Annotated in this window: 21 protein-coding genes; 11 read left to right on the top strand and 10 right to left on the bottom strand. The window is 37.4% G+C overall.

All coding sequences use genetic code 11. From position 1 onward, the window contains the following. Window positions 1–112: 112 nt before the first annotated feature. The 4 genes from addB (at window position 113) to NST91_RS19125 (ending at window position 12,053) form a co-directional block, all read left to right on the top strand. On the top strand, window positions 113–3,601 hold the full coding sequence (gene addB, locus NST91_RS19140) for a helicase-exonuclease AddAB subunit AddB (RefSeq protein WP_341332403.1): 3,489 nt from the start codon (window positions 113–115) through the stop codon (window positions 3,599–3,601). Further along, on the top strand, window positions 3,594–7,355 hold the full coding sequence (gene addA / locus NST91_RS19135) for a helicase-exonuclease AddAB subunit AddA (RefSeq protein ID WP_341332402.1): 3,762 nt from the start codon (window positions 3,594–3,596) through the stop codon (window positions 7,353–7,355). Before addB ends, addA begins: the two co-directional genes overlap by 8 nt. A gap of 130 nt (window positions 7,356–7,485) precedes the next feature. After that, window positions 7,486–8,670, top strand: coding sequence for an exonuclease SbcCD subunit D (locus NST91_RS19130; RefSeq protein ID WP_341332401.1), 1,185 nt, complete (start codon window positions 7,486–7,488; stop codon window positions 8,668–8,670). Further along, entirely contained in the window at window positions 8,667–12,053 is a 3,387-nt protein-coding gene (locus NST91_RS19125) for an AAA family ATPase (protein WP_341332400.1), read from the top strand. Before NST91_RS19130 ends, NST91_RS19125 begins: the two co-directional genes overlap by 4 nt. A 32-nt stretch (window positions 12,054–12,085) precedes the next feature. On the opposite strand, the gene NST91_RS19120 is transcribed toward NST91_RS19125, so the two are convergent. From NST91_RS19120 to NST91_RS19095, 6 genes are all read right to left on the bottom strand, one after another. Next, the gene (locus tag NST91_RS19120) at window positions 12,086–12,304 is read right to left on the bottom strand and encodes a spore germination protein (RefSeq protein WP_099362373.1); all 219 of its coding nucleotides are present in this window, start codon (window positions 12,302–12,304) and stop codon (window positions 12,086–12,088) included. 299 nt (window positions 12,305–12,603) lie between these two features. Then, on the bottom strand, window positions 12,604–12,987 hold the full coding sequence (locus NST91_RS19115) for a spore germination protein GerPE (protein ID WP_341332399.1): 384 nt from the start codon (window positions 12,985–12,987) through the stop codon (window positions 12,604–12,606). 5 nt (window positions 12,988–12,992) lie between these two features. Then, a complete protein-coding gene (locus tag NST91_RS19110) occupies window positions 12,993–13,172 on the bottom strand; it encodes a spore germination protein GerPD (protein ID WP_099354282.1) in 180 nt (59 codons plus the stop codon). Further along, window positions 13,169–13,795, bottom strand: coding sequence for a spore germination protein GerPC (gene gerPC, locus NST91_RS19105; protein ID WP_341332398.1), 627 nt, complete (start codon window positions 13,793–13,795; stop codon window positions 13,169–13,171). The genes NST91_RS19110 and gerPC overlap by 4 nt, the downstream gene beginning before the upstream one ends. Window positions 13,796–14,053: 258 nt before the next feature. Further along, window positions 14,054–14,269, bottom strand: coding sequence for a spore germination protein GerPB (locus NST91_RS19100; RefSeq protein ID WP_341332397.1), 216 nt, complete (start codon window positions 14,267–14,269; stop codon window positions 14,054–14,056). Window positions 14,270–14,283: 14 nt separating this feature from the next. Continuing rightward, entirely contained in the window at window positions 14,284–14,505 is a 222-nt protein-coding gene (locus tag NST91_RS19095) for a spore germination protein (protein ID WP_121445469.1), read from the bottom strand. Between the two features lie 222 nt (window positions 14,506–14,727). Between NST91_RS19095 and NST91_RS19090 the strand changes: the two genes are divergently transcribed. Further along, the gene (locus NST91_RS19090) at window positions 14,728–15,924 is read left to right on the top strand and encodes a DUF418 domain-containing protein (protein ID WP_341332396.1); all 1,197 of its coding nucleotides are present in this window, start codon (window positions 14,728–14,730) and stop codon (window positions 15,922–15,924) included. A 14-nt stretch (window positions 15,925–15,938) separates the two neighbouring features. Here NST91_RS19090 and NST91_RS19085 read toward each other — a convergent pair whose 3' ends face one another. After that, window positions 15,939–16,106, bottom strand: a complete 168-nt coding sequence (locus NST91_RS19085) for an aspartyl-phosphate phosphatase Spo0E family protein (protein WP_121445467.1) — start codon at window positions 16,104–16,106, stop codon at window positions 15,939–15,941. Between the two features lie 231 nt (window positions 16,107–16,337). Here NST91_RS19085 and NST91_RS19080 point away from each other — a divergent pair, with 231 nt between their 5' ends. From NST91_RS19080 to NST91_RS19070, 3 genes are all read left to right on the top strand, one after another. Continuing rightward, on the top strand, window positions 16,338–17,243 hold the full coding sequence (locus NST91_RS19080; RefSeq protein WP_341332395.1) for a fumarylacetoacetate hydrolase family protein: 906 nt from the start codon (window positions 16,338–16,340) through the stop codon (window positions 17,241–17,243). Between the two features lie 137 nt (window positions 17,244–17,380). Next, complete coding sequence (locus tag NST91_RS19075; RefSeq protein ID WP_341332394.1) at window positions 17,381–17,740, top strand: YisL family protein; 360 nt, start codon at window positions 17,381–17,383, stop codon at window positions 17,738–17,740. 129 nt (window positions 17,741–17,869) lie between these two features. Next, on the top strand, window positions 17,870–19,303 hold the full coding sequence (locus NST91_RS19070) for a putative bifunctional diguanylate cyclase/phosphodiesterase (RefSeq protein ID WP_341332393.1): 1,434 nt from the start codon (window positions 17,870–17,872) through the stop codon (window positions 19,301–19,303). A 168-nt stretch (window positions 19,304–19,471) separates the two neighbouring features. On the opposite strand, the gene NST91_RS19065 is transcribed toward NST91_RS19070, so the two are convergent. Both NST91_RS19065 and NST91_RS19060 read right to left on the bottom strand, forming a co-directional pair. Continuing rightward, complete coding sequence (locus tag NST91_RS19065) at window positions 19,472–20,035, bottom strand: DUF2777 family protein (protein ID WP_165918095.1); 564 nt, start codon at window positions 20,033–20,035, stop codon at window positions 19,472–19,474. Window positions 20,036–20,173: 138 nt separating this feature from the next. Continuing rightward, the gene (locus NST91_RS19060; RefSeq protein ID WP_341332392.1) at window positions 20,174–21,544 is read right to left on the bottom strand and encodes an MATE family efflux transporter; all 1,371 of its coding nucleotides are present in this window, start codon (window positions 21,542–21,544) and stop codon (window positions 20,174–20,176) included. 212 nt (window positions 21,545–21,756) lie between these two features. Between NST91_RS19060 and NST91_RS19055 the strand changes: the two genes are divergently transcribed. Continuing rightward, complete coding sequence (locus NST91_RS19055) at window positions 21,757–23,145, top strand: alpha-amylase family glycosyl hydrolase (protein WP_341332391.1); 1,389 nt, start codon at window positions 21,757–21,759, stop codon at window positions 23,143–23,145. 152 nt (window positions 23,146–23,297) lie between these two features. Here NST91_RS19055 and NST91_RS19050 read toward each other — a convergent pair whose 3' ends face one another. Beyond that, window positions 23,298–24,164 (bottom strand): SDR family oxidoreductase, encoded by an 867-nt coding sequence (locus tag NST91_RS19050; protein WP_341332390.1) that lies wholly within the window; start codon window positions 24,162–24,164, stop codon window positions 23,298–23,300. Between the two features lie 157 nt (window positions 24,165–24,321). On the opposite strand from NST91_RS19050, the gene NST91_RS19045 reads away from it, so the two are divergent. Together NST91_RS19045 and NST91_RS19040 are read left to right on the top strand one after the other, a co-directional pair. Further along, the gene (locus tag NST91_RS19045) at window positions 24,322–25,032 is read left to right on the top strand and encodes a response regulator transcription factor (RefSeq protein ID WP_341332389.1); all 711 of its coding nucleotides are present in this window, start codon (window positions 24,322–24,324) and stop codon (window positions 25,030–25,032) included. Next, entirely contained in the window at window positions 25,029–26,492 is a 1,464-nt protein-coding gene (locus NST91_RS19040; protein ID WP_341332388.1) for a HAMP domain-containing sensor histidine kinase, read from the top strand. The genes NST91_RS19045 and NST91_RS19040 overlap by 4 nt, the downstream gene beginning before the upstream one ends.

Genomic DNA, 26,492 nt, shown 5'->3' with positions numbered 1-26,492 from the left:
GAACATTTCTAGAATCTGGATGGTGTTACAATTCACTGTTCGACATTTTTTTTGATACAATTAGAGGATAAGAATGAAACGAATTATTTCTCTCTCTTTAGGAGGTTACTATATGTCTCTACAATTTATATTAGGACGTGCTGGTACAGGTAAAACATACACATGTCTTGAAGAGATTCGATCAAAGCTTATTGAAGATCCTACTGGTTCTCCAATTGTGTATTTAGTTCCAGACCAAATGACGTTCCAATCAGAATATGATTTAATCAATACCCCTGGAATTGGCGGTATGATGAGAGCTCAAGTATTCAGTTTTACTCGTTTGGCATGGCGAGTTTTGCAAGAAACAGGGGGGATGAGCCGTTATCATGTGAATAATGTTGGAGTGAATATGCTGCTTCGTAAGATTATTGATTCCAAAAAACAGGACCTTAAGGTTTTCTCACGTGCTGCCGATAAAAATGGATTTATTACTCAAATGGAAGAAATGGTCGCGGAGTTTAAACGATATTGTGTTACTCCTGAAATTCTTAAAGAACAAAAACAAACAGTTGAACCTGATAACAAAGTACTTTCAGATAAATTACATGATCTTCAACTTTTATATGATGAATTAGAAAAGCATCTATTTGAGAAATATGTGGACTCTGAAGATTATTTACGACTTTTAGCGGAAAAAATTCCTCAATCGACCTATATGAAGGAAGCTGAAATCTTAATTGATGGCTTCCATAGCTTTACCCCACAGGAGCTTGAAGTCTTAGGACAGCTCATGAAAGTCTCAAAGAAAGTATCAATTGCTTTAACGATTGATAAGGCGTATGAAGTTCCGCCACATGATTTAAGTCTTTTCCGAATGACTGGAAAAACCTATCAATCTATTATTCAATTCGCTCAAGAAAATAGGATAAAGGTTGAGGAGCCCATTTTGTTAACAAGTCAATATCGCTACTCCTCTGAACCTTCTTTAGCACATCTAGAAAGATATTTTGATGAAAGACCAACAATTCCATATAAAGGTAAGGGGTCAATCACACTAAACCAAGCGGTGAATCGCCGTGCTGAAATTGAAGGGATTGCGCGTGAAATTCAAAAATTAGCCAGGGATAAAAATTATCGATATCGTGATATTGCGATTATGATTCGAAATGCGAGTGATTATCATGAAATTATCGAAACGATCTTTCAAGACTATCACATCCCATTTTTCATTGACCAAAAACGATCGATGTTAAATCATCCATTAATTGAATTGATTCGTTCAAGTCTTGAGGTCGTAAATAGCAATTGGCGCTATGAGTCTGTATTTCGTTGTGTTAAAACAGATCTCCTATATCCTTTTGGTGAAGAGATTTCAACACTTCGAGAGGACATGGACAAGCTTGAAAACTATGTCCTTGAGTACGGGATTCAAGGCTATAAATGGACAAATGATAAGCGATGGAAATATAAGCGCATAAGGGGATTGGAGGATTCAGACCTTCCGCAAACAGACAAAGAACGTGAATATGAGGACAAGCTAAATGATCTTCGTGACATGATTGCCCGACCGTTACTTTCCCTAGGGAAACGTCTCCAAAAAGCGAAGGACGGTAGAGGGATGTGCGAGGCACTTTTTCTGTATTTAGAGGATCTTGAAATCCCTGCAAAAATGGAAGAGTTAAAGTTGAACGCAGAACTCGCTGGACGACTTTCGGAGGCAAGAGAAAATGATCAGGTGTGGAATGCGGTTTTAGAACTACTAGATCAATATGTTGAAATCGTTGGTGACGAAAAAGTTTCCCTAACTACGTTTAGTAACATGATTGAAACTGGGTTAGAAAGCATGCGATTTGCACTAGTGCCTCCTGCGATTGACCAAGTCCTTGTGGCAAGCTTGGAACGGTCAAGATTTTCAAACATTAAATGTACCTTTATTATCGGTGTGAATGATGGTGTCCTTCCTGCACGTCCAAATGAAGAAGGTGTATTTTCGGAATCAGACCGAGACACATTAGGTGATGCTGGTTTACAATTAGCGCCAGGAAGTCGAGAGACTCTTTTAGATGAAAATTTCCTTATTTATTGTGCACTAACTAGTCCACAGGAAGCTTTGTATATTAGCTATCCTTTAGCTAACGAAGAAGGAAAGTCACTTCTTCCATCACCCATCATAAAACGTCTGAAGGATTTATTCCCAAATGCAGAAGAAAAGTTTTACATGAATGAACCTTCAGAGTTACCAGCTATAGAACAATTAGAATACATTGTGAATCCTGATGTTGCCTTATCTTCATTGGCAACACAATTACAGGCTTGGAAAAAGCAGTATCCAATTCAGGATTTATGGTGGGATGTATACAATTATTTTGCAAACCACGATGAAATGAAAGATAAAAGTCAGCTTGTATTAAGTAGTTTATTTTATAAAAACAAACCGAAAAAGCTATCAAAAGAAATAACGGATGCCCTATATGGTGAACATATTCAAGGGAGCGTTTCTCGAATGGAAGTGTTCCAGGGCTGTCCTTTCTCCCATTTTGCAAGCTATGGACTTCAGTTGAAAGAACGGAAAGTATTCCGCTTGGAATCTCCTGATATCGGTGATTTATTCCATGCGGCTTTAAAGAATATTGCCGATTTTTTACGAAAAAATGGTATCGACTGGCGGGACTTAACAAAAGAGCAATGTGACAAGTTAGCGATAAAAGCAGTAGAAGAATTAGCTCCACGATTACAGAAGGAAATTTTATTAAGCTCAAATCGTTATCACTATATCATGCATAAATTACAAAAAATCATTAGTCGTGCATCAAAGATTTTAAGTGACCATGCGAAGGCAAGTGGCTTTGCCCCAGTAGGAATTGAGCTGGGCTTTGGTAAGAAGGGCCCACTTCCACCAATCCGCTTTAATTTGGATAATGGCAGTACAATGGAACTAATTGGTAGAATAGATCGCGTTGATAAAGCAGAAAGCTCAAATGGTGTGCTTTTACGAGTGATCGACTATAAATCTAGTCAAAAGGCACTTAATCTCTCAGAGGTTTATTATGGCCTTGCTCTACAAATGCTAACGTATTTGGATGTAATTATTACTCACTCAAAAGATTGGATTGGTACTGCTGCAAAACCTGCAGGAGTTCTATATTTCCATATCCATGATCCATTAATTCATTCAAATAAAGTCCTGTCTGAGGATAAAATTGAAGAGGAAATTTTTAAGAGATTTAAAATGAAAGGACTCTTATTAGGGGATGAGGAATCTGTTCGTTTAATGGACCAATCTCTCGGGACAGGCTACTCACAAATTGTCTCTGCAGCCATTAAGAAGGATGGTAGCTTTTATTCTAATTCACAAGTGGCAAGTGAAGAAGAATTGGGATATCTTCGCAACCATGTACGGGGAGTCTTTAAAAACACTGGAAACAGGATTACCGATGGTGAAATTGATATTGCACCATATAAACTTAAGGATAAAACGCCTTGTACTTTTTGTTCGTTTAAATCTGTTTGTCAGTTTGATCAAAGTTTAGAGGAAAATAAATACCGAGTACTCCCAAATGAAAGTAAAGACGTTATCCTCGAGAAAATTCGGAATGGAGGTGTGAAAATTCATGACTAATCTCATACCAAAGCCAGAAGGAAGTCAATGGACCGATGATCAATGGAAAGCGATTGTCTCAAATGGTCAAGATATTTTAGTCGCAGCTGCTGCGGGTTCTGGTAAAACGGCAGTTCTTGTTGAGCGGATTATCAGAAAAATATTATCTAAGGAAAATCCGGTTGATGTTGACCGTTTACTTGTTGTGACTTTTACAAATGCATCTGCGGCTGAAATGAGAAATCGAATTGGAGAAGCGCTAGAAAAAGCATTAAAGGAAGATCCAGCTTCCTTACATGTTAGACGCCAACTTAGCTTACTAAACCGTGCTTCAATATCAACGATTCACTCTTTCTGTTTGGAAGTCATTCGGAAGTTTTACTATTTAATTGACATTGACCCTGGATTTCGAATAGCAGATTCAACTGAGGCAGAGTTGATGCGAGATGAGGTAATGGAAGAACTTTTTGAAGAGCATTACAGCAAACTGGAAAACACGAAATTCTTTGACTTAGTTGATCGCTTTACGAATGACCGTACTGATGTTGAATTGCAAAATATAATTCGAAAACTATATGAATTTTCACGAGCACATCCTACTCCTAATGAATGGCTTAAGCAAATTGTGGAGGATTACCGAGTAGATGATCAAAGTTTAGATCAAACTCCGTATATTCCATATTTGTTAGCAGATATTACTCTTCAGCTTGAGGGGGCAAAAGCTAATTTAGAACATGCAATGGACTTAATTCGAATGCCTGGAGGACCTGCTCCAAGGGCAGAAAATATTGAAGCAGACCTTGAACAAATTCATCGCCTCTTACATGCGAAGAACCACTCATGGACGGCACTTTATCATGAAATGCAAACTCTTGTATTTGGCAGAGCCAAGCCGGTTAAGGGTGATGAGTATGACGAAAATCTGAAGGACCAGGTAACAAAGCTTAGGGACGATGCGAAAAAGCAGGTTGAAAAAATAAAGGAAGATTTGTTCAGCCGACCTCCTGAAAGCTATTTAGATAATATCAAAGAAATGCTGCCGTCTATTGAAATGCTTGTTGAACTTGTAATGGAATTCGGTGACAGATTTCAGAAGGTAAAAGAAGAAAAGGGACTAGTTGACTTTTCTGATTTAGAGCATTATTGTCTTGAAATTTTACGAAAAGATGGAACTTCATCAGACGAGTTAGTTCCTTCCGAAGCAGCGCTTGAATACCGACTCCAATTTGAAGAGGCTTTTGTGGATGAATATCAAGATACCAATATGGTACAGGAGTCCATTTTAAAACTAGTTACAAAAGACGGAGAAGCAACTGGAAATATGTTTATGGTTGGGGATGTGAAGCAGTCGATTTATCGCTTTCGACTTGCAGAACCCATGTTGTTCTTAAGTAAATATAAAAGGTTTACCCAATTAGGAGAAAATACTGGATTAAGAATCGATTTATCGAAAAACTTCCGTAGCCGTGCTGAGGTCTTGGACGGAACGAATTATCTGTTCAAACAAATCATGGGTGAAGCCGTTGGTGAAATAGAATATGACGATGATGCTGAGCTAAAGCTAGGCGCTGATTATCCAGAAAGTAATCAGATGGCTGCAGAACTATTGTTAATTGATAAGAATGGCCAAGAAGTAGCGAGTTATGAGCCAGAAGAAAATGAGGAAGATGAAGAGCCACTGATCCTCTTTGACGAAGCAGAGCTTGAAACAGCACAGCTTGAAGCTCGCGCGATGGCGAAGCAAATTAAGGATATGATTTACTCTGGATTCCAAGTATATGATCGCAAAGAAAATCGTATGAGGAGCATCACGTATCGCGATATTGTCATTTTGATGCGTTCAATGCCATGGGCTCCTCAAATTATGGAGGAATTCAAACAACAAGGCATTCCGATATATGCAGATCTTTCAACCGGCTATTTTGATGCGACAGAAGTCAGCGTTATGATGTCCTTATTGAAAGTGATTGATAATCCATACCAGGATATTCCACTCGCATCCGTTTTACGTTCACCAATTGTTGGGCTAGAAGCTGATGAGCTTGCCAAAATTCGAACGTTTGAAAAAAACAGTCCTTACTATGAGGCGTTGAAGGTATTTCTAGAGGAAGTATCCTCTGATGATGCAACACACGGGAAAGTCTCCGATTTTTATCATAAGTTAGATAGCTGGCGTACAAGAGCAAGAACAGGTTCATTATCTGAATTGATTTGGCAATTGTACCGAGAAACGTACTTTTATGATTTTGTAGGGGGCATGCCTGGAGGAAAGCAACGTCAAGCAAACCTTCGTGCACTTTACGACCGTGCCCGTCAATATGAAGCGACATCCTTTAGAGGATTATTTCGTTTCTTGCGATTTATTGAACGCATGCAGGATCGTGGCGATGATTTGGGTACCGCAAGAGCCCTTGGGGAACAAGAGGACGTTGTCCGCCTTATGACAATTCATAAAAGTAAGGGACTAGAGTTCCCTGTTGTGTTTGTTGGTGGACTTTCGAAGCAATTTAATATGATGGATTTAAATAAAAAATATTTATTAGATAAAGAGCTTGGATTTGGAACGAAATATGTAAATCCAACGCTTAGGATTAGCTATCCAACTCTACCTATGCTTGCGATTAAGAAGAAAATGCATCTAGAGCTGATTTCAGAAGAAATGCGCGTGCTTTATGTGGCCCTTACGAGAGCAAAGGAGAAGCTATATCTTGTTGGTACGGTGAAGGATGTAGAGAAGCAAATTGGTAGATGGCAGGCCACACTTCAAAACAAAGAATGGTTAATTGCAGACCATCTAAGAGCAGGTGCAAAATCCTATTTAGATTGGATAGGACACGGTTTAATTCGACATAAGGATGCCATGCTGTTACGAGGGGAAGAAACAGTTGACCAGATCCCAACCGACATCGTAAATCATCCAGCAAAATGGGAGATTCGTACAATTCCTTCTGTAGAGCTACAAAAAATTGAGGTTGGGGAAGAAAGTAAGCAAGAACAAATAGAAGCCGCAATGAAAGATGGAAAGCCAATTCCAGTCAGTAGTGAACTTTTAGAAAGAGTTGAACGTCAATTAACTTGGAGTTATCCATTTAAATCTGCGGCGAATAAGCGTTCCAAACAATCTGTTTCAGAAATCAAAAGACAAAGAGAGAGCATGGATGAACAAAGTGATACACTCTTTCTTCCAAAGTTCCGCTCGAGCTCTGCAGATCGACCAAGGTTCATGCAGCAAAAATCATTGACACCTGCAGAACGTGGTACAGCGATGCACATGGTTATGCAGCATATTAGCCTTGTTGAACCAATAAATGAAGAATCAATTCGTGAGCAGATTCAAAAAATGGTTCATCATGAATTAGTAACACAGGAACAGGCTGATGTTATTGATGTAACAAGTATTCTGGGATTTTTTAAATCGGATCTTGCAAAGCGTATGCTTGCAGCTGAAAATGTAAGACGAGAAGTTCCGTTTAGTGTAGCTATTTCAGCTATTGATGCCTATGCGGACTGGTCTGATGAACAGCGGGAAAATGTCCTTATCCAAGGGGTCATTGACTGTATCTTTGAGGATGATAAAGGTATTGTTCTGATTGATTATAAAACAGATACAATAACTGGGAAGTTCAGAAGCTTTGATGATGCAAAGCCAGAGCTTATAGACCGTTATCGTGTACAGCTTGAATTATATAGTAAGGCCATTGAACACATTTGGAGAAAACCACTTACAGAAAAGTATTTATACTTTTTTGATGGTGGCCATTTGTTAGAGGTGTAGTTTAAGAAGTACTGCTCTTAATTTAGGGCAGTACTTTTTATATCAATTTCCAGTTAACTCTACCATTTCCAGCCAGCCTCCTATGTTAAAATAATAGTACTGGATTACGGTTTAGAAAGGGGACTTTCAAATGAGAATTCTTCACACCGCTGATTGGCATTTAGGTCGATCACTTGAGGGAAGAAGTAGATTAGAAGAACAAGCACAATTCTTGGATGAGCTTGTAAAAATCGTCGAGGAAGAAAAAATCGATGTTGTGCTAATGGCTGGAGATGCCTTCGATACAGTAAATCCACCAGCTGCAGCTGAAAGCTTATTCTATGAAAGTATTTCTCGTTTATCAGATGGGGGTAAGCGACCAATATCAATCATTGCAGGAAACCATGATAATCCTGACCGCTTGTCAGCAGCATCACCACTTGCACACGGTCAGGGAATTCAATTACTGGGCTTGCCAACGATGGATGTCCAAACCATCTATGTACCCTCTACAAATGAAACTCTTAAACTAGCAGCATTACCATACCCGTCTGAGTCACGATTGGCTGAAGTACTATCTGAATCTCATGAAGAATTAATGCTTCGAGATAAATATGACCAACGGATTCAAGGAATCTTTGAACAAATGAGTAAAGCTTTCACACCTGAAACGATTAATATCGCAATGAGTCATATTTATGTGACAGGTGGCAGTAGCACTGATTCTGAGCGACCAATTGAAGTTGGCGGAGCGTACACCGTTGCAGCCACAAGCCTTCCGGAATCTGCACAATATGTTGCATTAGGGCATTTGCATCGCCCGCAAATGGTATCAAGAGCGAAAACCATCGCAAGATATTCAGGTTCACCATTAGCCTATAGTTTCTCAGAGGCTGGTTATGCGAAGTCAGTTACAATTTTAGATGCAAAACCTGGCCTGCCGGTTGAAATGTCTGAGGTGTTTTTATCAAGTGGAAGGCCACTTATAAGATGGAAGGCAAAAGAGGGGCTTGCTCAAGTATACAGTTGGCTTGATGAAGGCAAGGATGCAAATGCATGGATTGACCTTGAAATTCATGTAACAAATGCGTTATCAATCGAAGAGATTCATAGATTGCGTAAGTATCATAGTGGCCTGATCCATATTCGGCCTGTTTTTGATGAACTCGAAAAAGATAAACTGGAACGGACTGTAAGTACGAACACCCCAATTGATGAACTTTTTGCACGTTTTTATGAAAAACAGACTGGTGGGGCAAAACCAGAGCCTGAACTTACAAAGTTGTTTTTAGAACTCCTTACTGAAGATGCAGATGGGGAAGGTGATGAAGCATGAAACCAATTACACTCACAGTAGCAGGGCTTCATAGCTTTCGAGAGAAACAAACTGTAGATTTTGGCTCCCTTTGTGAAGGAGGAGTTTTTGGGATATTTGGTCCGACAGGAAGTGGAAAGTCCTCAATCCTTGATGCTATGACACTTGCCTTGTATGGAAAGGTTGAACGCGCATCAAATAATACCCATGGGATTTTGAATCATGCAGAAAATCAACTTCATGTTTCTTTTGTATTTGAACTTGAAAATGCCAAAGGAACAAAGCGTTATATGATTGAACGTAGCTTTAAACGACAGGATGATTTAAAGGTCAAATCCTCAGTGAGTCGGATTATTGAAGTAGGTGAGGAATCTGTTGTACTGGCTGATAAAATTGGTGAGGTAAATCAGTGCGTACAGGATTTATTAGGCTTGACGATTGATGACTTTACGAGAGCAGTCGTATTACCACAAGGAAAGTTCGCTGAGTTTTTATCACTGAAAGGTGCAGACCGTAGACAAATGCTTCAACGTCTATTCAATCTTGAACAATATGGGGACAAGCTAAATAAAAAGTTAAAGAATAAGCTAACGACAGCAAAAAACGAGTTGAACGAAGTAATAGCCGAGCAGGCTGGTCTAGGGGATGCATCAACAGAAGCAATTAAAGCTGCGGAACAAGAGCTAAAAGAAACAGAAGTTCTTCTGACTAAACGTCAAAACGAAGTTAATAAGATAGACGCTGATTTTGAAAAAAGTAAAAATATTTGGCAATGGCAGCTGGAAAAGAGCGCTCTATCACAAAAATTAGTTGAAATGGATCAAGAGAAACCGCAAATTCTTCAGCTTGAAGAAAAACGGAAGAATGCAGAAACAGCTGCTCTTATCCTGCCATATCTCGAAGAATACGAAACGGCGAAGGATGCTTTAGAAAAAGCAACTGTTCGTTATCAATCCCTACAAAGCCAGTTAACGGCAAAAAAAGAGGAAAATGAAATCAAGACCAATGAGTATCATCAGGCACGTCAGGAAAAGACTGAAAAGCTACCGTATTATCTAACCAAGAAACAAAGACTTTCATATGCTATCATTGTTCAGGAAAGAGCAATCAGTCTAGAAAAGGAAGTAAATGAACTACAACAACAAGTGAACAACCTACAATCACTTGTACGTGAAAAGCAAAATCAGATTGAAGCGATCGCAGCATCCATTACATCAGACTCAGAAATGCAAAAAGAACGGAGAGAAAAGCTGTCTCAATTAACTGTTTCAGCAGATGTTCGTGAGGAGCTTCAAAAAGCGAATCAAATAAAACAATCCATTATGTTCTCCACTGAAAGCCTTAAGGACCAACAGACGGAATTGGAAAAGAATTGCGTACAGCTCGAGCAAACGAAAGAAAAGCTACATTCTCAATATGAGTCACTTGCCCAAGCTAAACACAAAATGGAAACCATCTTTATAAAAAATGCATCAACATATGAAACGGTTTGTGAACGGGATAGAGAATGCGAGAAGGTTATCGGATTTGCGGAAGTAAAATTATCTAGGCTCAAGCAAGAATTAGAGGATAGCCGTAGAAATAATCTTGCCATCAGGCTTGCTAACCAGCTTCAATCTGGGCAACCATGTCCAGTTTGCGGATCTACCCATCATCCAAATCCAGTTGTTCATGAGGATTATGGAGATTCCTTAGAAACACAAATTGAAAAATTGACAAATGAGATAGCATTAGCACGTAGTGTGAAACAAGAGTTTTCTACATTAAAGATTAAACTTGAACAAATTTCTGGGGGGCTTGTACAAGAATATCCAGGTGAAATGACTATCCCTCCAAAATCTAATACAGCGGTAAATGATCAGGAATTGGGTGATTTAACCGAAAAATTTCAATTTCTAATTGTCGAACAAAAATCATTACATCAGGATTACTTAAAGATTCAAGAAGCAGGAAGAAAAGTGATCCAAGAAATCCGAGCGGTCATGCAAAAAGTAAGTCAGCTAGAACAGACAATATCAATTAACGCGAAGTCCTATAATGAACTGGAAGTGCGCGTTGCAAGTTTACAACAAAAAGTGAAAGAACAGTTCATGAATTGGAAGCAAACTTTTCCTCAGCTTGAGTTCGAAACAGTTGAAGCGAAGCTTGGAGTAATATCGAAAAATGATAAGTTGGCACAAAGTCTTTCTGTTGAAATCGAAAGTGCAACAAATTTATTAGAACGAAAAGAACAAGAAAAGAAGAAATATCAGGATGACTGTAATACCATTGAACGGCATATTGTTGAAATCAAATCAACCTTAAAGGGTAAACTTGAGGCATTAACAGAAGCAAATGAAAAGCTCTCAAAAGAAGTTGGAGAAAACAACATCAAGCAGCTAGTGGCTGAAACCGAGCAAATGGTAGAAAAGCTTGAAGAAACTGAGAGTATCGCGTATGAATCTTGGCAGATGGTCCAATCACAATGTCAGAAACTCGAAAACGAAACCCATGCAGCCTTGCAGGCTGTACAAGATGGTAAGTTTCGAAGTGAAAAAGCAACAGCAAAATGGAATGATGTGCTTGAGACTACAAGCTTTAATTCAATATCTGATGTGAAGGAATCGCTTCTTTCCAAACATGTGCAATCAGAACTGCAAAAACAAATTGACATGTTCTGGGATCGTTTCAAGCAAATCCAAACTGATTTGCAAAAAGTAAATGATTTACTTAATGGTGAAGAACTAACAAAAGAAAAATGGGAAGAAATCCAAATAATACGTACCGAAATGAGAGAGATGCTAAATCAAGCAGTAGAAACAAAGGGAGCTGCATTAAAGGCTCTCCAAGTTCTTTTAGATAAACATGAGCGTTTCAACGAGCTTGAAGATAGACGAATTGAATTAGATAAACTAGTAGAGCAATATAATAAGCTACAATCCGTATTTAAAGGGAATAGCTTCGTAGAATATATTGCCGAAGAACAATTAGTCCAAGTAAGTCATGATGCTACAGATCGACTCGGTATTTTAACAAGGCAGCGTTATGCTGTTGAAGTGGATTCACAGGGTGGATTTATTATGAGGGATGATGCAAATGGCGGTGTTAGACGACCTGTGACAACACTTTCCGGAGGGGAAACATTCTTAACATCATTGGCGCTGGCACTATCATTATCTGCTCAAATCCAACTAAGGGGAGAATATCCATTACAATTCTTCTTCCTAGACGAAGGCTTCGGAACACTGGATGCAGATTTACTGGATACTGTTGTATCCGCACTTGAAAAACTTCACTCAAAACAATTAGCGGTAGGCGTCATTAGCCACGTTCAGGAATTAAGGGCAAGGCTGCCAAAACGTCTAATTGTTGAACCTGCTGAGCCTTCTGGCAGAGGAACGCTTGTAAAATTAGAAACTTTATAGAAATAGGAAAAAGGCCAGTAATGGCCTTTTTTCTATGCATTCTTTTTAATAAGTTGGTCTGCAAAATCTTCATCGTTTGTATTGGTAGCATTCAAACCATTATTTGTACAGATAAAGTCACCAGTATTAAACGAGCCTGAGCCTGAATATGTCTTACCTGTGCTCTTTGGTGAAACATAGAAGGAGTCCCCGAAATTCACAACTCCGCCACCAACACTATTGATTTTGATTGGTCCTACTATTGAGGGCATATCGCGTCATCCTTTTAGAGGAAGCTCAAAAGTCGGATAAAAATGACACATCGAATTTCTGCGTAAGTTGCTCCGAGTACATGGTGAATAACCAGATTATGCACTTGCGTCTACTAGTTTATTCACGAAGTCAATTCCTCAGCGCAAGGCTGCAAGGGAGTTAACTCAAGCAGTTGCCTCGCTCCGGTACTCAAAACTGCACCGCCTTGATCTTCTTGGTCCTTTTTGTCCTCCTATTGAAGCCTATTTTTACAATTTAATTTATCATACTATTACTTTATGAAAAACTGGGTATTTCGTTACCTGTTCTTCTTTGATTTGTCATCAAGGAGCTTTCGAATATGCTTTACCTTTGATTCAGTGTGAATCGTTTCCGTTGAACCTATTTGCATTACGGCAGCCGACGAAACTCCAGTTACCTTTATGGAATTTACCTTAATAACTGGGTTCTGATTAAATATCTCCATATTAACGGATTCAGTCACTTTTACTTTCGGAAGTTCCATTGAAAAAATAGGATATTGTGAAAAATCCCCTTCATTTGTAAAAAAAAGTGGAACCTCTCTTTGTACCGCAAGTGCCTGAGAAACAGGGGTGATTTTTTTTGAGTCTCCAATTTCTAAAATACTACTAAAAGATACAGAATTGACATAAATAAGGTCAACAACGGATATTCGTTGCATAGACATCAACCTTGTGGTGCTAATGGAACGTATGGTCCAATAATCAGTGATTCCGGTGGAGTATCAAACGCAGATGCCATTGATATTGTTTTAGCGTCCCCGATAATAAAAACAGAAGAAGTGGAGACTCCAACGATTTCAATATTCCCAACATGGATTTCTTTATTTACAACAGTAAAGTTCATGTATCGTGACCTTCTTTCAAATTATCTGGAAGATTATTCAGATAAGCTGTGATTGAGTTTTGAATATCCAATTTTATTCTTTCAACAATGGCTGTATATACCTCATGTATCCTCGTAGGATCTTGGAGTTCAGTTTGCTTTTGTTCTAAATAATAAATAATCCGTTCATTGATCTGCTTTCGAATATCTTCCACAACAAACTGGACATGCTCGTTGGGGATTGAAGTCCTTTGTTGGTTTAACTTACTTTGAATATAAACCGAGCAATCATTATTTAAGTATTCATCAATTTCATCTTCTATTTCATTAATGAAATCTTTATGGGTATGTCGGACGTCAGGTATATTCATCTTACTCTGTGAAACTGCAAAATCTTCTATTTGTTCTCCGTTCATAGGGTTTAATCCGATATTTAATGTACCTTCCAACGTTTCAACCTTAAGTTGATCAAATTTATATTCAATTTTTTCTATCTGAGTTGTTGGCCTATTCTTGATTTCTTTAAGATCTCCCTGGATGAGCTGCAGTGTCTCTTCTAGTTGTGCGATTCGTTGATTCTGTTGTTGGATATAGTAATGAAGGCTCCGAATATAAGAGTTAATGTCATAAGGATACGTGTACAACGGCATTCACCCTTTCTATCAAATACGCCTTGGTGTATTTGCGCCCGATTTTTATGCCCACAGGAAGTGGGTCATAAAGACGTTGCCACAGGAGGTGGCGTTATTAGTCTTTAATTTTACTGCTCGAAAAATTTCCTTTGAAAAATCGTGGCATCCTCCGGAGGCTTTTGCTTTATTATCGGAAGTAGTTGACTTCTAAATAATAAAGTTAAACAATGATAGTCTATAATATGCATGAACATTACCATGGGTGAATGCCTATGAAGAAGTTGGTCCGACAAGTGGAACAGCTGGCTCTGAAGTTGAAGTTTGAGATCCGATTTCTGGAGCAGGCTCCGTAAATTGCCCTGTATTATAAAGATTAGACGAAGGCTTGATTAGCCCAGCACTTCCAATTTGTAAAACGGATGAATTACTAACGCTCTCTACACGTAAAGAATGAATACAAATACTTTGGTTAATATAAAAATTCATGTCCTCATCCCTCCTTAGGCATTACCAACAATGACATTGTCAATATTATCTGTATCGTAAGTGTTCGTAACACTCTGATTATTATAGACACGAAGACCATCCCCTGTATTAAATGAGCCAGCACCTGCAAAAGTCTTGGCTGTGCTGGTAGGGGAGATTTGAAAGACATCACCAATATTGAAAACACTGCTATTTCCAACACTATTTACTTTTACGGCTCCTACGATTGCTGGCATACAAAAACACCCTTTTACAAAACGAATTTGAAGAATTACGAATAGTGATATCATTGATACGAATATAAACAGTTTTTTTTATTCTATGAGAACTGCCCAGAAGATGTGATTTTTACCATGGCTCCTCCGAAGGTTTGAACCAATAGTAGGAAATTTTCCTAGTGTTTCCAATTGAGTTCTCTTATAATCGTATATATGTAAACGTGGTAAGGAGTTGTGAGAATGAGTAATGAACGATTAAGTCCCGTATTAGGAGCAGAGCGGATTCACTCAATTGATGTTATAAGAGGGTTAGCAATATTAGGGATATTTTTTGTCAATATGCCATCGTTTTTTTCCCCCATTCTCTATTTAAATCCAGAGACATGGTGGACTGGGGATCTCAATAAGTGGACAAATAGTATCATCGATATTTTTGCACAAGCAAGTTTTTATACATTATTTTCATTTCTTTTTGGCTTTGGTTTTATTCTGTTTAAGGAAAGAGCAGTTGCTAAAGGTTATTCATTTTATCCGTTGATTTCAAGAAGATTAACTGTGCTATTACTTTTTGGATGTTTACATGCGTTCTTTGTTTGGCACGGTGATATTTTAATTACGTATGCTCTAATTGGTGCGATTCTACTATTATTTCATAAGGCAAAGCCGATTACTTTGCTTATTTGGGCATTAGTCCTTATCTTTGTTCCAAATGTTGTTCTCGGTGGACTTATGTTTGTAGCGGTGTTGTTTGAACCGGGTTTAAATGATGTTATGTACAATGAACAGCTTGCTTTAAAATCGGCAGAAATTTATGCAAACGGCGGTTTTTGGGAGATCACGAGTCAGAGATTTCAAGACTGGTATTTTGTTAATAACGTTGCAAGCATATTTGTAATGGTCATTACATTGCTACCAATGTTCCTCCTGGGTGCCTTTATCGCTAAGAAAAAATGGTTTGAAGGTCGAGATGAAGATATTAAGAAGGTTAAGATTCTTTGGTTGATCTCGCTGGTAATTGGGGTTCCTATGAAACTACTACCCTATTACACTGCTAAAAATCCTGCAACTGATTATTTACAGGACACAATCGGTGGCCCGAGTACAGCCTTATTATATGCAACGTCGATAGTCCTGTTAATGAGATTACCCGTTTGGAAAAAGCTGCTATCTCCACTAGCTCTTGTTGGAAAGCTTTCGCTGAGTAATTATCTCTTCCAATCCATAGTCTGTACATTATTGTTTTATGGTTATGGTTTTGGATTATATGGTAAGTTACAGCCATATACAGGCTTCCTTTTGACTATTGGTATTTACATTGTTCAAATCATCCTAAGTTATTTATGGTTGAGAAAATTCAGATTCGGTCCATTTGAATGGGTTTGGAGAACATTAACATATGCTAATAAGGTTGAAATAAGAAAAAAGACTATTCGCTAATGCGAATAGTCTTTTTAGTTGACCATTTTTAATTTCTTTTGTTTTGTCTTTTGATAAATATTCAATAATTGATCTAACTCTTGACTACACTTTACCGTCTCCCAAGCAGTAAAGCCGTGCCGATCTGCTAAAGTTGTCATCTTTCGGCGTTTCAATTCAATTGCAATCTTCAACATGAACATTTTCATTTCTCCATTTTTTTTTAGTACATAATAATCATGCATACTTATACTAAAGTAGTACATACAAGCTTTGTACCATTATTATACCTGCCTTTACAGGGATTAAAACAAGTTCGCTAAAACCTCTAATAATGTTACAAAAACATACAAAATTCTACAAAAAGTATAGAAAGAGGAATTTCAACATCTAAAATAGAATTAAGTATATGACTAAATTAGAGGTGATTAAAAATGAGGTTTGTAACAGCTGAAAAGAATGAAAGACAATTTATTGGAATTGTAAACGAGCAGCTTAATCAAGTAATAGATGTAAAAATTGCTGAAATGAAAATGAATGGCACAACAACCATTCCAGAAACAATGATTGAAGTGATTGCTCAAGGGGAAGAGTGTCTTGAGAGAATTCGGGAAATCAATTTGTGGGTACGCGAAAATCCTGATACAGATTTTTCTTATTCCATTGAAGAAATTACATTAAGGGCTCCAATTCCAAGACCGAGCAAAAATATCTTCTGTGTCGGTAAAAATTATGCAGAACACGTCATTGAAATGGGAAGTGAAAAGGATATCCCTGAGCATGTTGTAATGTTCACAAAAACACCAACAACAGTAGTTGGTCCAGAAGAAACTGTACTAAATCATAAACATATCACTGAACAGTTAGATTACGAAGGCGAGTTAGCTGTCGTAATTGGCAAAACTGGTCGAGGCATTAAAGAAAGTGAAGCTTTTGACTATGTTTTTGGATATACAATCTTAAACGATATAACAGCCCGTGATATTCAATCAAGACATAAACAATTTTTTCTTGGAAAAAGCTTAGATACGACATGTCCGATGGGTCCGGTATTAGTTCATAAATCATTGATTCCAGATCCAAGTAATCTGTCCGTTAAAACGGAGGTAAATGGGGAGGTTCGTCAGTCAGGTAATACTAGTCAATTGATTTTCCCGATTGAAACGATTATTTCAGTCATTTCACAAGGTATGACGCTGGAGGCTGGAGATATTATAGCAACAGGAACACCATCAGGGGTCGGTAAAGGCTTTAAACCTCCACGTTTCTTAAAAGGTGGAGACGTCATTGAAATTACAATTGATGGCCTTGGTACATTGCGAAATAAAATTGAGGCATAATTGTAAGGAATATCTTGTCACAGAAAAGTCATATTTACTATGTACATAGTGAAAAAGACTCGATGTAACCTTTTGAAATTCCCGATAAACATGCTATGATATTCTTTGGAATAAAAAAGAAAAAGGAGGAGTAGTACATGACTCATGCACATGTTACCTCTTGGGTAGTTGCTATTATTCTTTTTGTAATTGCAGCAACAGTTCTTAATAAGGCTGGAAAAGAAAAGTCTCAAAAAATCGTTAAAATGACTTTGCGTTTATTTTATCTTTTCATTTTAGCAACCGGTTTACTTCTTTTATTTAGCGTATCCAAGATTGATGGTGAATACATAGGTAAAGCAATACTTGGAGTATTAACGATTGGATTTATGGAAATGATTTTAGCACGTTCTAGCAAGGCAAAATCAACTGGACTTTTTTGGGTGTTATTTATTATTGTGCTAATCTTAACAATTGCGTTAGGAGCAAAACTTCCACTCGGTATGTGGAGTTTCTAAAAAATTTGTGAAAAAGCTACCATTTGCGGTAGCTTTTTCTTTTTTTTCTATGTCTTTCGACAAAATCTGTGCTATCTTTATGAATAGATATACATACTTCTTGAGGGAAAAAGAGTGGTGAATCTCGTAATGAGAACAAATAGCTTTGTATATAAACAATTGATAGATATCATTGAACTAATAGAGCAACACCAACTTACTACCGAAAAATATAAAAAAATCGAGACTTTTTACGAGAAAAAGGCTGAGGAAAAGATTACGCGTTTAGCTTTTTATGATGCTGACACTGGCTTGCCGAATCGTCAGCATTTTACGAATCAAGTAGAGGAATTTGTGAAAAGGTTTAAGCAGAAAAAGAAACAAAATAAATTTGCTGTGTTATTTATAGATTTAGACCGTTTTAAAATTATTAATGATACAGTGGGACATTATGCAGGGGATATTATATTAAAAGAACTTGCAAATCGGATTAAAGCGTTACTACCCAATAAGAGCCATCTTGCAAGATTTAGCGGTGATAAATTTACAATCTTATTAACCAATGATGTTGAGGTTGAAAAGATTGTTGACCTTGGACAAAGTCTTTTACATGATATCGCCAAACCAATTATGTTTGAAGCACGTGAGTTCTTTTTAACGGGAAGTATTGGAGTTAGTTTTTATCCTAATGATGGTATAACAACTGAATTGCTCTTTAAGCATGCTGATACTGCGATGAACCTTGCAAAGCAGCAGGGGGGGAACAAAATGAAATTCTACCGTGCCGATATGAATCAGCAGGTTTTGTATAAGCTTGAGCTTGAAGGTTATTTGCGCAGAGCCCTTGAAAAAAAAGAATTTCATTTATGCTACCAGCCCCTAATAGATTTAGCTTCAGGAAGTGTCTACGGAAGTGAAGCACTCTTAAGATGGGAACATCCAAAGCTTGGACTAGTTTCACCAGGGGAATTCATTCCGTTAGCTGAAGAAACAGGTTTGATACATGATATCGGCAAATGGGTTTTAACAAAAGCGTGTCGAGAGAATAAAAAATGGCATGATATGGGGTATGATTATTTAACGATTGCCGTTAATGTATCTGCTAATCAATTTCAACAAATTAGCTTTATCGATGAGGTAAAGGAGGCACTATTAGAAACAGGTCTACCACCGCAATTTTTAACACTTGAACTCACAGAAGGTGTGATGCTTCGAAATATCACCCACAGTGTATACGTGATGAAAGAACTGCAAAAGCTCGGCGTTAAGGTGTCAATAGATGATTTTGGAACGGGTTATTCATCTTTAAGTTATTTGAAGGATTTACCTATTAATACATTGAAAATTGATCGGACCTTTATTAATAATCTGAAGGTCAATACCTCTGATATTGCGATCGTTAAGGCGATTATCACAATGGGACATGGTTTATCTGTGAAGGTAGTGGCTGAAGGTGTTGAAACCGATGAACAGATTGAATTACTAAAAGAACTGGAGTGCCATTATGCACAAGGATTTTATATTGACAAACCAATGAAAAGTGAAGAATTTGAGAATGGGTTAGCTATACTTAAGGCATTGTAAAAATAAAAAGGGTTGTTCACGGATGAACAGCCCCTTTATTATCATATCCAGCTCCAGGCGCAATCGGCTCGCAGGTCTAAGTCAATCGTATAGGAAGGTAACATGACCCTTCTGTCAGCACTTGCCTTATGCTTGTCAGCTAAAACTGAGTGCGCTTAGAGCTTTTTCTTATTTGTATAATGTTGAAAGAACCGCTCTCTTTCCATTTGCCAACGTAAATTCAAATCGATCCTTCTTTAATTTTCCTCGTGAAAAGTGATGGTGAACAGATAGGAGCATTTCTGTATTGTCAAACATAATAAAATTAACACCCTCATTTTCACCATTGTCTTGTTGGTACATCAATTGATTATGACAATGGATGCAATCATATAATGAAAAGGAAAGTTTATTTAAGGTAGAAGTAAATCGTAAAAATTGATCTTCTGAGAAATTCTCTAAAAGTTCTTTATAGGCAAGTGATAATTTTTTACGAAAACGAAGGCAGTCCCCATTATCAAGCTTATAAAAATAATCATTCATTTGAATAAGGCCGTCCTCCACAAAAATGCCTTTTTCCCATTTGTTCAAAGTGAAAACTTCTACTTCCTTTCCAATCATTTCTTCAAGCATAGATGCTTCATCTGTTTCAGCATCAAAGAAGATCCACTGGTCATTTATACATTCAGTCGTTCCCATAATAAAAGAGCGTTTTTGTTCATTTATGCTGCCGAGACGTTGTTGTAAATCCAATGCAAATCCTCCATCCATCATGTGTAATCTATATTAACTGTTGTTATCCTCTTTTTAGACAAAAAAAAGGAAATTTATAACCAAGGATTTTACTTATGCTTTGGATATTTTCTACATAAAAAAAACAGCCTGATTCATTCAGGCTGTTATGTTTGCATTCTCAACAGGTGTAACAAATGATTTCCTTTCCCACGCCCGCGAACGCCATCTCCACAGCATTATGATACCACGAAGCCATTCATCCACAATAAAGGAAATCCAAACACCAATTAACCCTAATTCAAAATGAACGCCAAGCACATAGGCAATTGGTACACAAATTCCCCACATCGAAAGAATCCCCATATAAACCGGTAATTTGACATCTCCAGCCGCCCTTAATGCATTAATTAGGACAAGGTTAAAGGCTCGGCCGGGTTCAAGAATAATGGTTAAAAGAATGAGGATACCACCGGTTTTTATTATGTCCTGGTTATTTGTAAAGATAGAGAGCAGCGGTTCTTTGAAGATTGAAAAAACAATAGCCATTGCGGCTGAGATTAAGATTGCGAGCTTTAGACTTTTTAATGCCCTTTGATATGCATCGTTTATCTGACGGGCTCCGATCATTTGTCCAACTAAAATCTGTGTTCCTTGACTAATAGCAATACTAAATAAAAAAATGAACATCATTAAATTCTGTGCGTATACCTTCGTAGTCAGCGCTTGTGTCCCCATAATCGTAATAAAATAGGTGATAAACATCTGGGAGGAATTATAAGAGAGTTGTTCACCGGCAGAAGGTATCCCTATTTTAAGTAGGTTCTGGATATGCTGTTTTGGTAAAGTGAATACCTCTTTGAATGGAAGGCCATGATCTACTCGTTTGATTAGGAGAAAGGTGATAACAAATAAGCCGATTAATCTACTGACAGAAGTAGAAATGGCAACCCCTTCAACTCCGAGCACTGGCAATCCAAAAGGACCAAAGATAAATATATAGTTACCAATCACATTTAGGATATTCATCCCAATCGTTACGTACATTGTGTCCCGTGTAAAACCATAGCTTCGTATGACAGCCCCAATCGTCATTATTAGTGCTTGGAGAAAGGAGAATATACCTACAATACTTAGATAGCTATCTGCTTCATCTAATAACTCAACAGGCAAATCCATTAATAGCAAAAGCTTCTTGCTCCAAATAAAAACGATAAAACTTAGAATAAGACCGAATACCAGATTCGCAATAATTGAGACAACGGAAACTTCCGGTGCACTTTTTTGATTATTCGCACCAAAATGTTGAGCCACTAATACAGCAGTACCGGTTGCGATAAATCCAAACATGACAATAATTAATGATAAGATTTGATTTGCAACCCCAACCGCTGCAACAGAATTATCGGAATACATACTTAGCATCAATGTATCTGCATTACCCATTAACATATGTAGAAGTAATTCAATAAAAATTGGCCATGTCAATGCAAACAGTGTTAATTTTTTCGTACTGATAGAAGCTTCCAAGCAGTCCACTCCCTTTGTTTCATAGGTGTAAAACTATATTAGTTTATCACAGTTTAAGGAGGGAAAGATACGAAATTTTTTAGGAAAAATCACGAATTTTTTATATATTAAATTTGTACAAAATTTGAACAAACCGTTGTTATATTTGATTTTTAGAGGGGAAAAGGTTACTTTTAAGTATGATAATTACTAATATGATAGGAGTTAAATGGATGAAGAAAAAGTTATACATAGTAGCGTTTCTACTACCATTGTTACTAATGTTAGCTATGCCTGTTATGGCAGCTGATGACCGTTCGATTGATGAAGAAAGCATTTATTATATAGTGGTCGATCGTTTTAATAATGGTGACAGCACGAATGATTCTGATGTGGATCGTTCAAATCCACTCGCATACCATGGAGGAGACATTCAGGGGATTATCGGTCAACTCGATTACATAAAGGATATGGGGTTTACCTCAATATTATTATCTCCTATTTTTGAAAATGATTCGAATACATTTTATCCGTATCATGTAACTGACAGACAAGAAATCAATAGGCACTTTGGTACGAAAGATGACTTAAAACAACTTGTAAAAGAAGCACATGAAAAGGATATGAAAATTATTCTAGACCTTGGAATCAGTTCAAACAAAGGTCCATTTGATAGTGAATTAGTAAATACAGCATTAGGCTGGGTTCAAGAAACAGATATTGACGGTTATAAAATAGACCTCGTAGAAGGCATATCACCAAATTATATATCTACATTCACATCGGAGCTTACATCCCAAAAAGAAAATCTGATTTTAATTGGTGAACCTGCTGGACTAGATGATCTAAGCAAGTTCAAAGCAGCAGGTCTTGATTCAGTTTTCAATCCGATACCTTATGAAGGAATCACGAGTTTTAGTGTTCCGGATCAACCTTTTAACAATGTAGATTCAATCTGGGAGCAGAATCAAGAATTTGAAAATACAAATACCTTAATTAATTTCATGGATAACACGAATACAGTTCGATTTACTTATTTGGCAACAGAAGCGAATGAGCACCCAGCGCCACGCTTAAAGTCAGCATTAACGTATTTGTATACGACACCTGGAATTCCTATTGTATTTTATGGTACGGAAATCGCATTAAATGGGAGTGAGCCACCAGACAATCTTGGATTAATGGATTTTCGAACAGACCAAGAGCTTGTGGAATATATCACTTTGCTATCTAAGGTCCGTTCAGGAGTACCAGCATTAACAAAGGGATCCATTGAATTAGTTAAAAATGATGCTGGTTTATTAGTTTTTAAAAGAGAGTTTGAGGGGCAAATAGCGTTTGTGGCGATTAATAACACAACGAAAACTCAAAGCTTTAGTCTAACAACCGATCAAGTTGGACAAAACAAGGAATTAACCGGACTGATTACGGAGGATCTTATCCGTCCTACAGATGATGAATTTCATGTAGTTGTAAATCGTGATATCTCAGAAGTATTCGTAGTTAGGGACACAACGAAAATTAATTATACTTTATTTATTGCTGTATTTATCGTACCAGTGTTAATGATTGGATTCATTTATTTAAATAAAAAAAGGCACGGTCGCCGAAAACCTGAATAATAAGGAAAGCATCATCCAATCTGCGGATGATGCTTTTTTTGTCCTGCTCAAAGCACCATCGGCTCGAGTATAAGTTTATCGCTTCTAAAGGTAAAATACACCATGTCGCGTATGACTTATGCTTGTGCCTAAGGTACGTGCCTTACGTAGTTCTATCCGTTTACAATTTCTCCACCGTTAACGTGAAGGATTTGTCCAGACATATAAGAAGAATCGTCACTTGCCAGGAAGATATAGCAGGGTGCGACTTCCTCGGGCTGTCCAGGGCGTTTCATAGGTGTTGTCGAACCAAATTTCGCCACTTGATCACTTGTAAAGGTAGATGGAATAAGTGGCGTCCAAATCGGTCCTGGTGCTACTCCGTTGACACGAATTCCCTTACCGATCAATTGCATCGAAAGTGACCTTGTAAAAGAGACAACGGCTCCTTTTGTTGCAGAGTAATCAACAAGTTGTTCATTCCCCTTATAAGCTGTGACAGATGCTGTATTAATGATTGAACTACCCTGTTTTAAGTGGGGAAGAGCGGCCTTCGTTAAATAAAAATAAGAAAAGATATTGGTTCGGAATGTTTTTTCAAGCTGCTCAGCTGTGATAGCAGAAATACTCTTTTGAGGATGCTGTTCAGCTGCATTATTGACCAAAATATCTAGTTGTCCAAATGTATCAATTGTTTTCTTTACTATTTCTTTACAGAACTCTTCATTCCCAATATCCCCAGATAAAAGTAAGCATTTTTGTCCTTCTTCTTCTACCTGGCGCTTTGTTTCCTTAGCATCCTCATGCTCATCTAAATAAACGATGACAACATTTGCGCCTTCCTTTGCATAATGAATCGCAACTGCCTTTCCTATTCCACTATCCCCACCTGTAATAATGGCAACCTTATTTGCTAACTTATTGCTTCCTTGATAAGAATGATCCTCAGATACAGGTCTTGGTACCATTTCTGTTTCTGTTCCAGGCTGCTGATTTTGATGCTGTGGAGGCAAAATATTCTTCCCTTGACTATTAGACAAAATAAACACCTCTTTTATGTAGTAACTGCACCTTACTTACTTTTTTATAAAAGGGCCATTAATATACATTCAGGATAAATATAAAGCATTTATAAAAAATCCAATTACTCTCAGGAACATCCTTTATAATGAAAATAGATAGAAAGAGGGGTTATCCATGGAAAAACCTGAAAAGATTCTACTTGTTGAAGATGATAAGGAAATCGCCCGTATTGTTTGTGATCATTTACGGAAAGAAGGCTATACCGTAACATGGGCATCGACTGGAAAAGAAGGGTGGGAGGATTTTAAAGCGGATCAATTTGACCTTGCCTTAATTGATTTAATGTTACCTGAAATGGATGGGTATACATTATGTAAGACCATTCGATTGGAAAGTGAAATTCCATTACTCATTTTGAGTGCACGAAATGAGGATGAGAGCAAAATAAAAGGCTTAAATATTGGGGCTGATGATTATGTCACAAAGCCATTCAGTCTTGAGGAATTGAGTGCGAGAATTAGCTCCCATTTAAGAAGATACAGAAGATACAACAATAAGACATTTTTTGAAAATCGTATAACTTATTTAAATGGGCTGACCATTGATTTTACAAATGATCTAGTATACCTGGATGGAAGTATAGTTCAAATGAGTTCCAAAGAGAAAGAATTGTTGTTTCTCCTAGCAAAAAATCCATTACAAACTTTTTCGAAGACAGAAATTTATGAGCATATTTGGCAACAGGAGGATGTCGACGGAAATAACACAGTCACAGTTCACATTAAAAGTTTACGATCGAAATTAATGGATGGTACACGATCTGCTAAGTTTATCCAAACGGTCTGGGGCGTTGGCTATCGTTTCATAGGAGAACAACTTGTATGAGAATTAAACAATGGTTAATGATTAGCTATTTTATTGTAATGCTACTTCCAGTTGGCGCACTTTATTTTCTTTATATAAGTATAAGTAACCTTGATGATAAGCAAGCTCTCGTGGAGTACGTCGAGGTGACAAATAAAATGGAGGAAATTGAGCCAAAGCTCTTGGATCCAAATATATACACACTAAAGTCAAAAGAAATGTATGATTCTGTTCAAGCATTAACAAATGAATCTATCAAAATTACATTATATCGTTCTGATGGAGTCGTTTTGTTTTCTAGTTTACCTGAACCAGGTTCATATGGATTTCCTGCGATAAACATGGAACAGGCATATAGGAATTTAAATGATCTCCAAAAGAATGCTCGTACTTATTCGTTGAAAAAACCTGTTAGTAATGATGGAAACGTTGTTGGAATTTTTGAAATATCCATTGCTAGAGACGAATGGATAGCAGGGGTAACAAATCGCTATCTCTATTTAGGTGTGCTTTTTAGTATTTTTTTCATCTTACTTTATACGGTCGTTGTGATTTTATTAAATCGAAAATTGAATCGACCATTAAGTCAGTTGCAAGCTCAAATGACAGCTTTTGCAAATGGGGAAAGTCCTTCTATTCAAATTCGTGAATCTAATGATGAAATAGGGGATTTAATCAAACATTTTTGGAAAATGAAAGCACAGATTGAACAAACACAAGAGGCATTAGCTGTTCAACAAAAGGAAAAAGAATTTATTGTGGCGTCATTATCCCATGACTTAAAAACACCATTGACAGTAATACGAGCTTATACTGAAGTCCTACAAAATGATAGAACACTAACCGAGCATGAAAGGGCAGAATATAAGGAAATCTTATTTCAGAAACTTGAGTACATGAAACGGATGCTCGATGACTTAACAATGTATACGGCATTACAATCCTCTAAACAACGGACTGAGCTTGTTGAAGTTGAAGGGGAAGAATACTTTGAGATGTTGTTATCAGGATATGATGAACCTTGTATTCGAAAAGACGTTTCACTACAAGTATATCAATCTGTAAAAAAATCCTATGAGGTTGACCCGAAACAAATGGTGAGGGTTGTAGATAATATTATGGGGAATGCCATTCGACATACTGAAATAGGGAAACAAATTTGGCTTGCTGCTATATCAAGTGACACCAAACTACCGGATTGGGTATTCAAAGAATTTCAGGTAGAACTTGAGAAATGGAGAAAAGCTGGTACCGTCATTTTAATACAAAACGAGGGAAAAGGAATACCGAAAGAACAATTGGATAAAGTATTCCAACCCTTTTACCAGGCAGAGGATGCTAGAAATTATGGTGGAAGTTCTGGGTTAGGACTTAGTATTGCAAAAATGTTGATGGAGCAACAAAATGGAAAAATTGGAATCTGGTCAGCGAAAAAAAACGGAACATTACTGGCTTGCTGGATAAAGGAAAGAAGGGATTAA

It is taken from the genome of Ferdinandcohnia sp. FSL W7-1320 (assembly GCF_038050315.1).
Taxonomy (GTDB): domain Bacteria; phylum Bacillota; class Bacilli; order Bacillales; family Bacillaceae_L; genus Ferdinandcohnia; species Ferdinandcohnia aciditolerans.
The sequence above is the reverse complement of the archived record's forward strand: the minus strand, read 5'-3'. Positions and strand labels throughout refer to the sequence as shown.

Excerpts from the sequence above, each read along its gene's own strand:
- NST91_RS19130 (WP_341332401.1), top strand. The coding sequence starts at position 7,486 with ATGAGAATTCTTCACACCGCTGATTGGCATTTAGGTCGATCACTTGAG.
- NST91_RS19075 (WP_341332394.1), top strand. The coding sequence starts at position 17,381 with ATGACTCATGCACATGTTACCTCTTGGGTAGTTGCTATTATTCTTTTT.
- NST91_RS19120 (WP_099362373.1), bottom strand. The coding sequence starts at position 12,304 with ATGCCCTCAATAGTAGGACCAATCAAAATCAATAGTGTTGGTGGCGGA.
- NST91_RS19115 (WP_341332399.1), bottom strand. The coding sequence starts at position 12,987 with ATGCAACGAATATCCGTTGTTGACCTTATTTATGTCAATTCTGTATCT.
- NST91_RS19045 (WP_341332389.1), top strand. The coding sequence starts at position 24,322 with ATGGAAAAACCTGAAAAGATTCTACTTGTTGAAGATGATAAGGAAATC.
- NST91_RS19110 (WP_099354282.1), bottom strand. The coding sequence starts at position 13,172 with ATGAACTTTACTGTTGTAAATAAAGAAATCCATGTTGGGAATATTGAA.
- NST91_RS19040 (WP_341332388.1), top strand. The coding sequence starts at position 25,029 with ATGAGAATTAAACAATGGTTAATGATTAGCTATTTTATTGTAATGCTA.
- NST91_RS19125 (WP_341332400.1), top strand. The coding sequence starts at position 8,667 with ATGAAACCAATTACACTCACAGTAGCAGGGCTTCATAGCTTTCGAGAG.
- addA (WP_341332402.1), top strand. The coding sequence starts at position 3,594 with ATGACTAATCTCATACCAAAGCCAGAAGGAAGTCAATGGACCGATGAT.
- NST91_RS19055 (WP_341332391.1), top strand. The coding sequence starts at position 21,757 with ATGAAGAAAAAGTTATACATAGTAGCGTTTCTACTACCATTGTTACTA.
- NST91_RS19085 (WP_121445467.1), bottom strand. The coding sequence starts at position 16,106 with ATGTTCATGTTGAAGATTGCAATTGAATTGAAACGCCGAAAGATGACA.
- NST91_RS19100 (WP_341332397.1), bottom strand. The coding sequence starts at position 14,269 with ATGAATTTTTATATTAACCAAAGTATTTGTATTCATTCTTTACGTGTA.
- NST91_RS19095 (WP_121445469.1), bottom strand. The coding sequence starts at position 14,505 with ATGCCAGCAATCGTAGGAGCCGTAAAAGTAAATAGTGTTGGAAATAGC.
- NST91_RS19080 (WP_341332395.1), top strand. The coding sequence starts at position 16,338 with ATGAGGTTTGTAACAGCTGAAAAGAATGAAAGACAATTTATTGGAATT.
- NST91_RS19090 (WP_341332396.1), top strand. The coding sequence starts at position 14,728 with ATGAGTAATGAACGATTAAGTCCCGTATTAGGAGCAGAGCGGATTCAC.
- addB (WP_341332403.1), top strand. The coding sequence starts at position 113 with ATGTCTCTACAATTTATATTAGGACGTGCTGGTACAGGTAAAACATAC.
- NST91_RS19070 (WP_341332393.1), top strand. The coding sequence starts at position 17,870 with ATGAGAACAAATAGCTTTGTATATAAACAATTGATAGATATCATTGAA.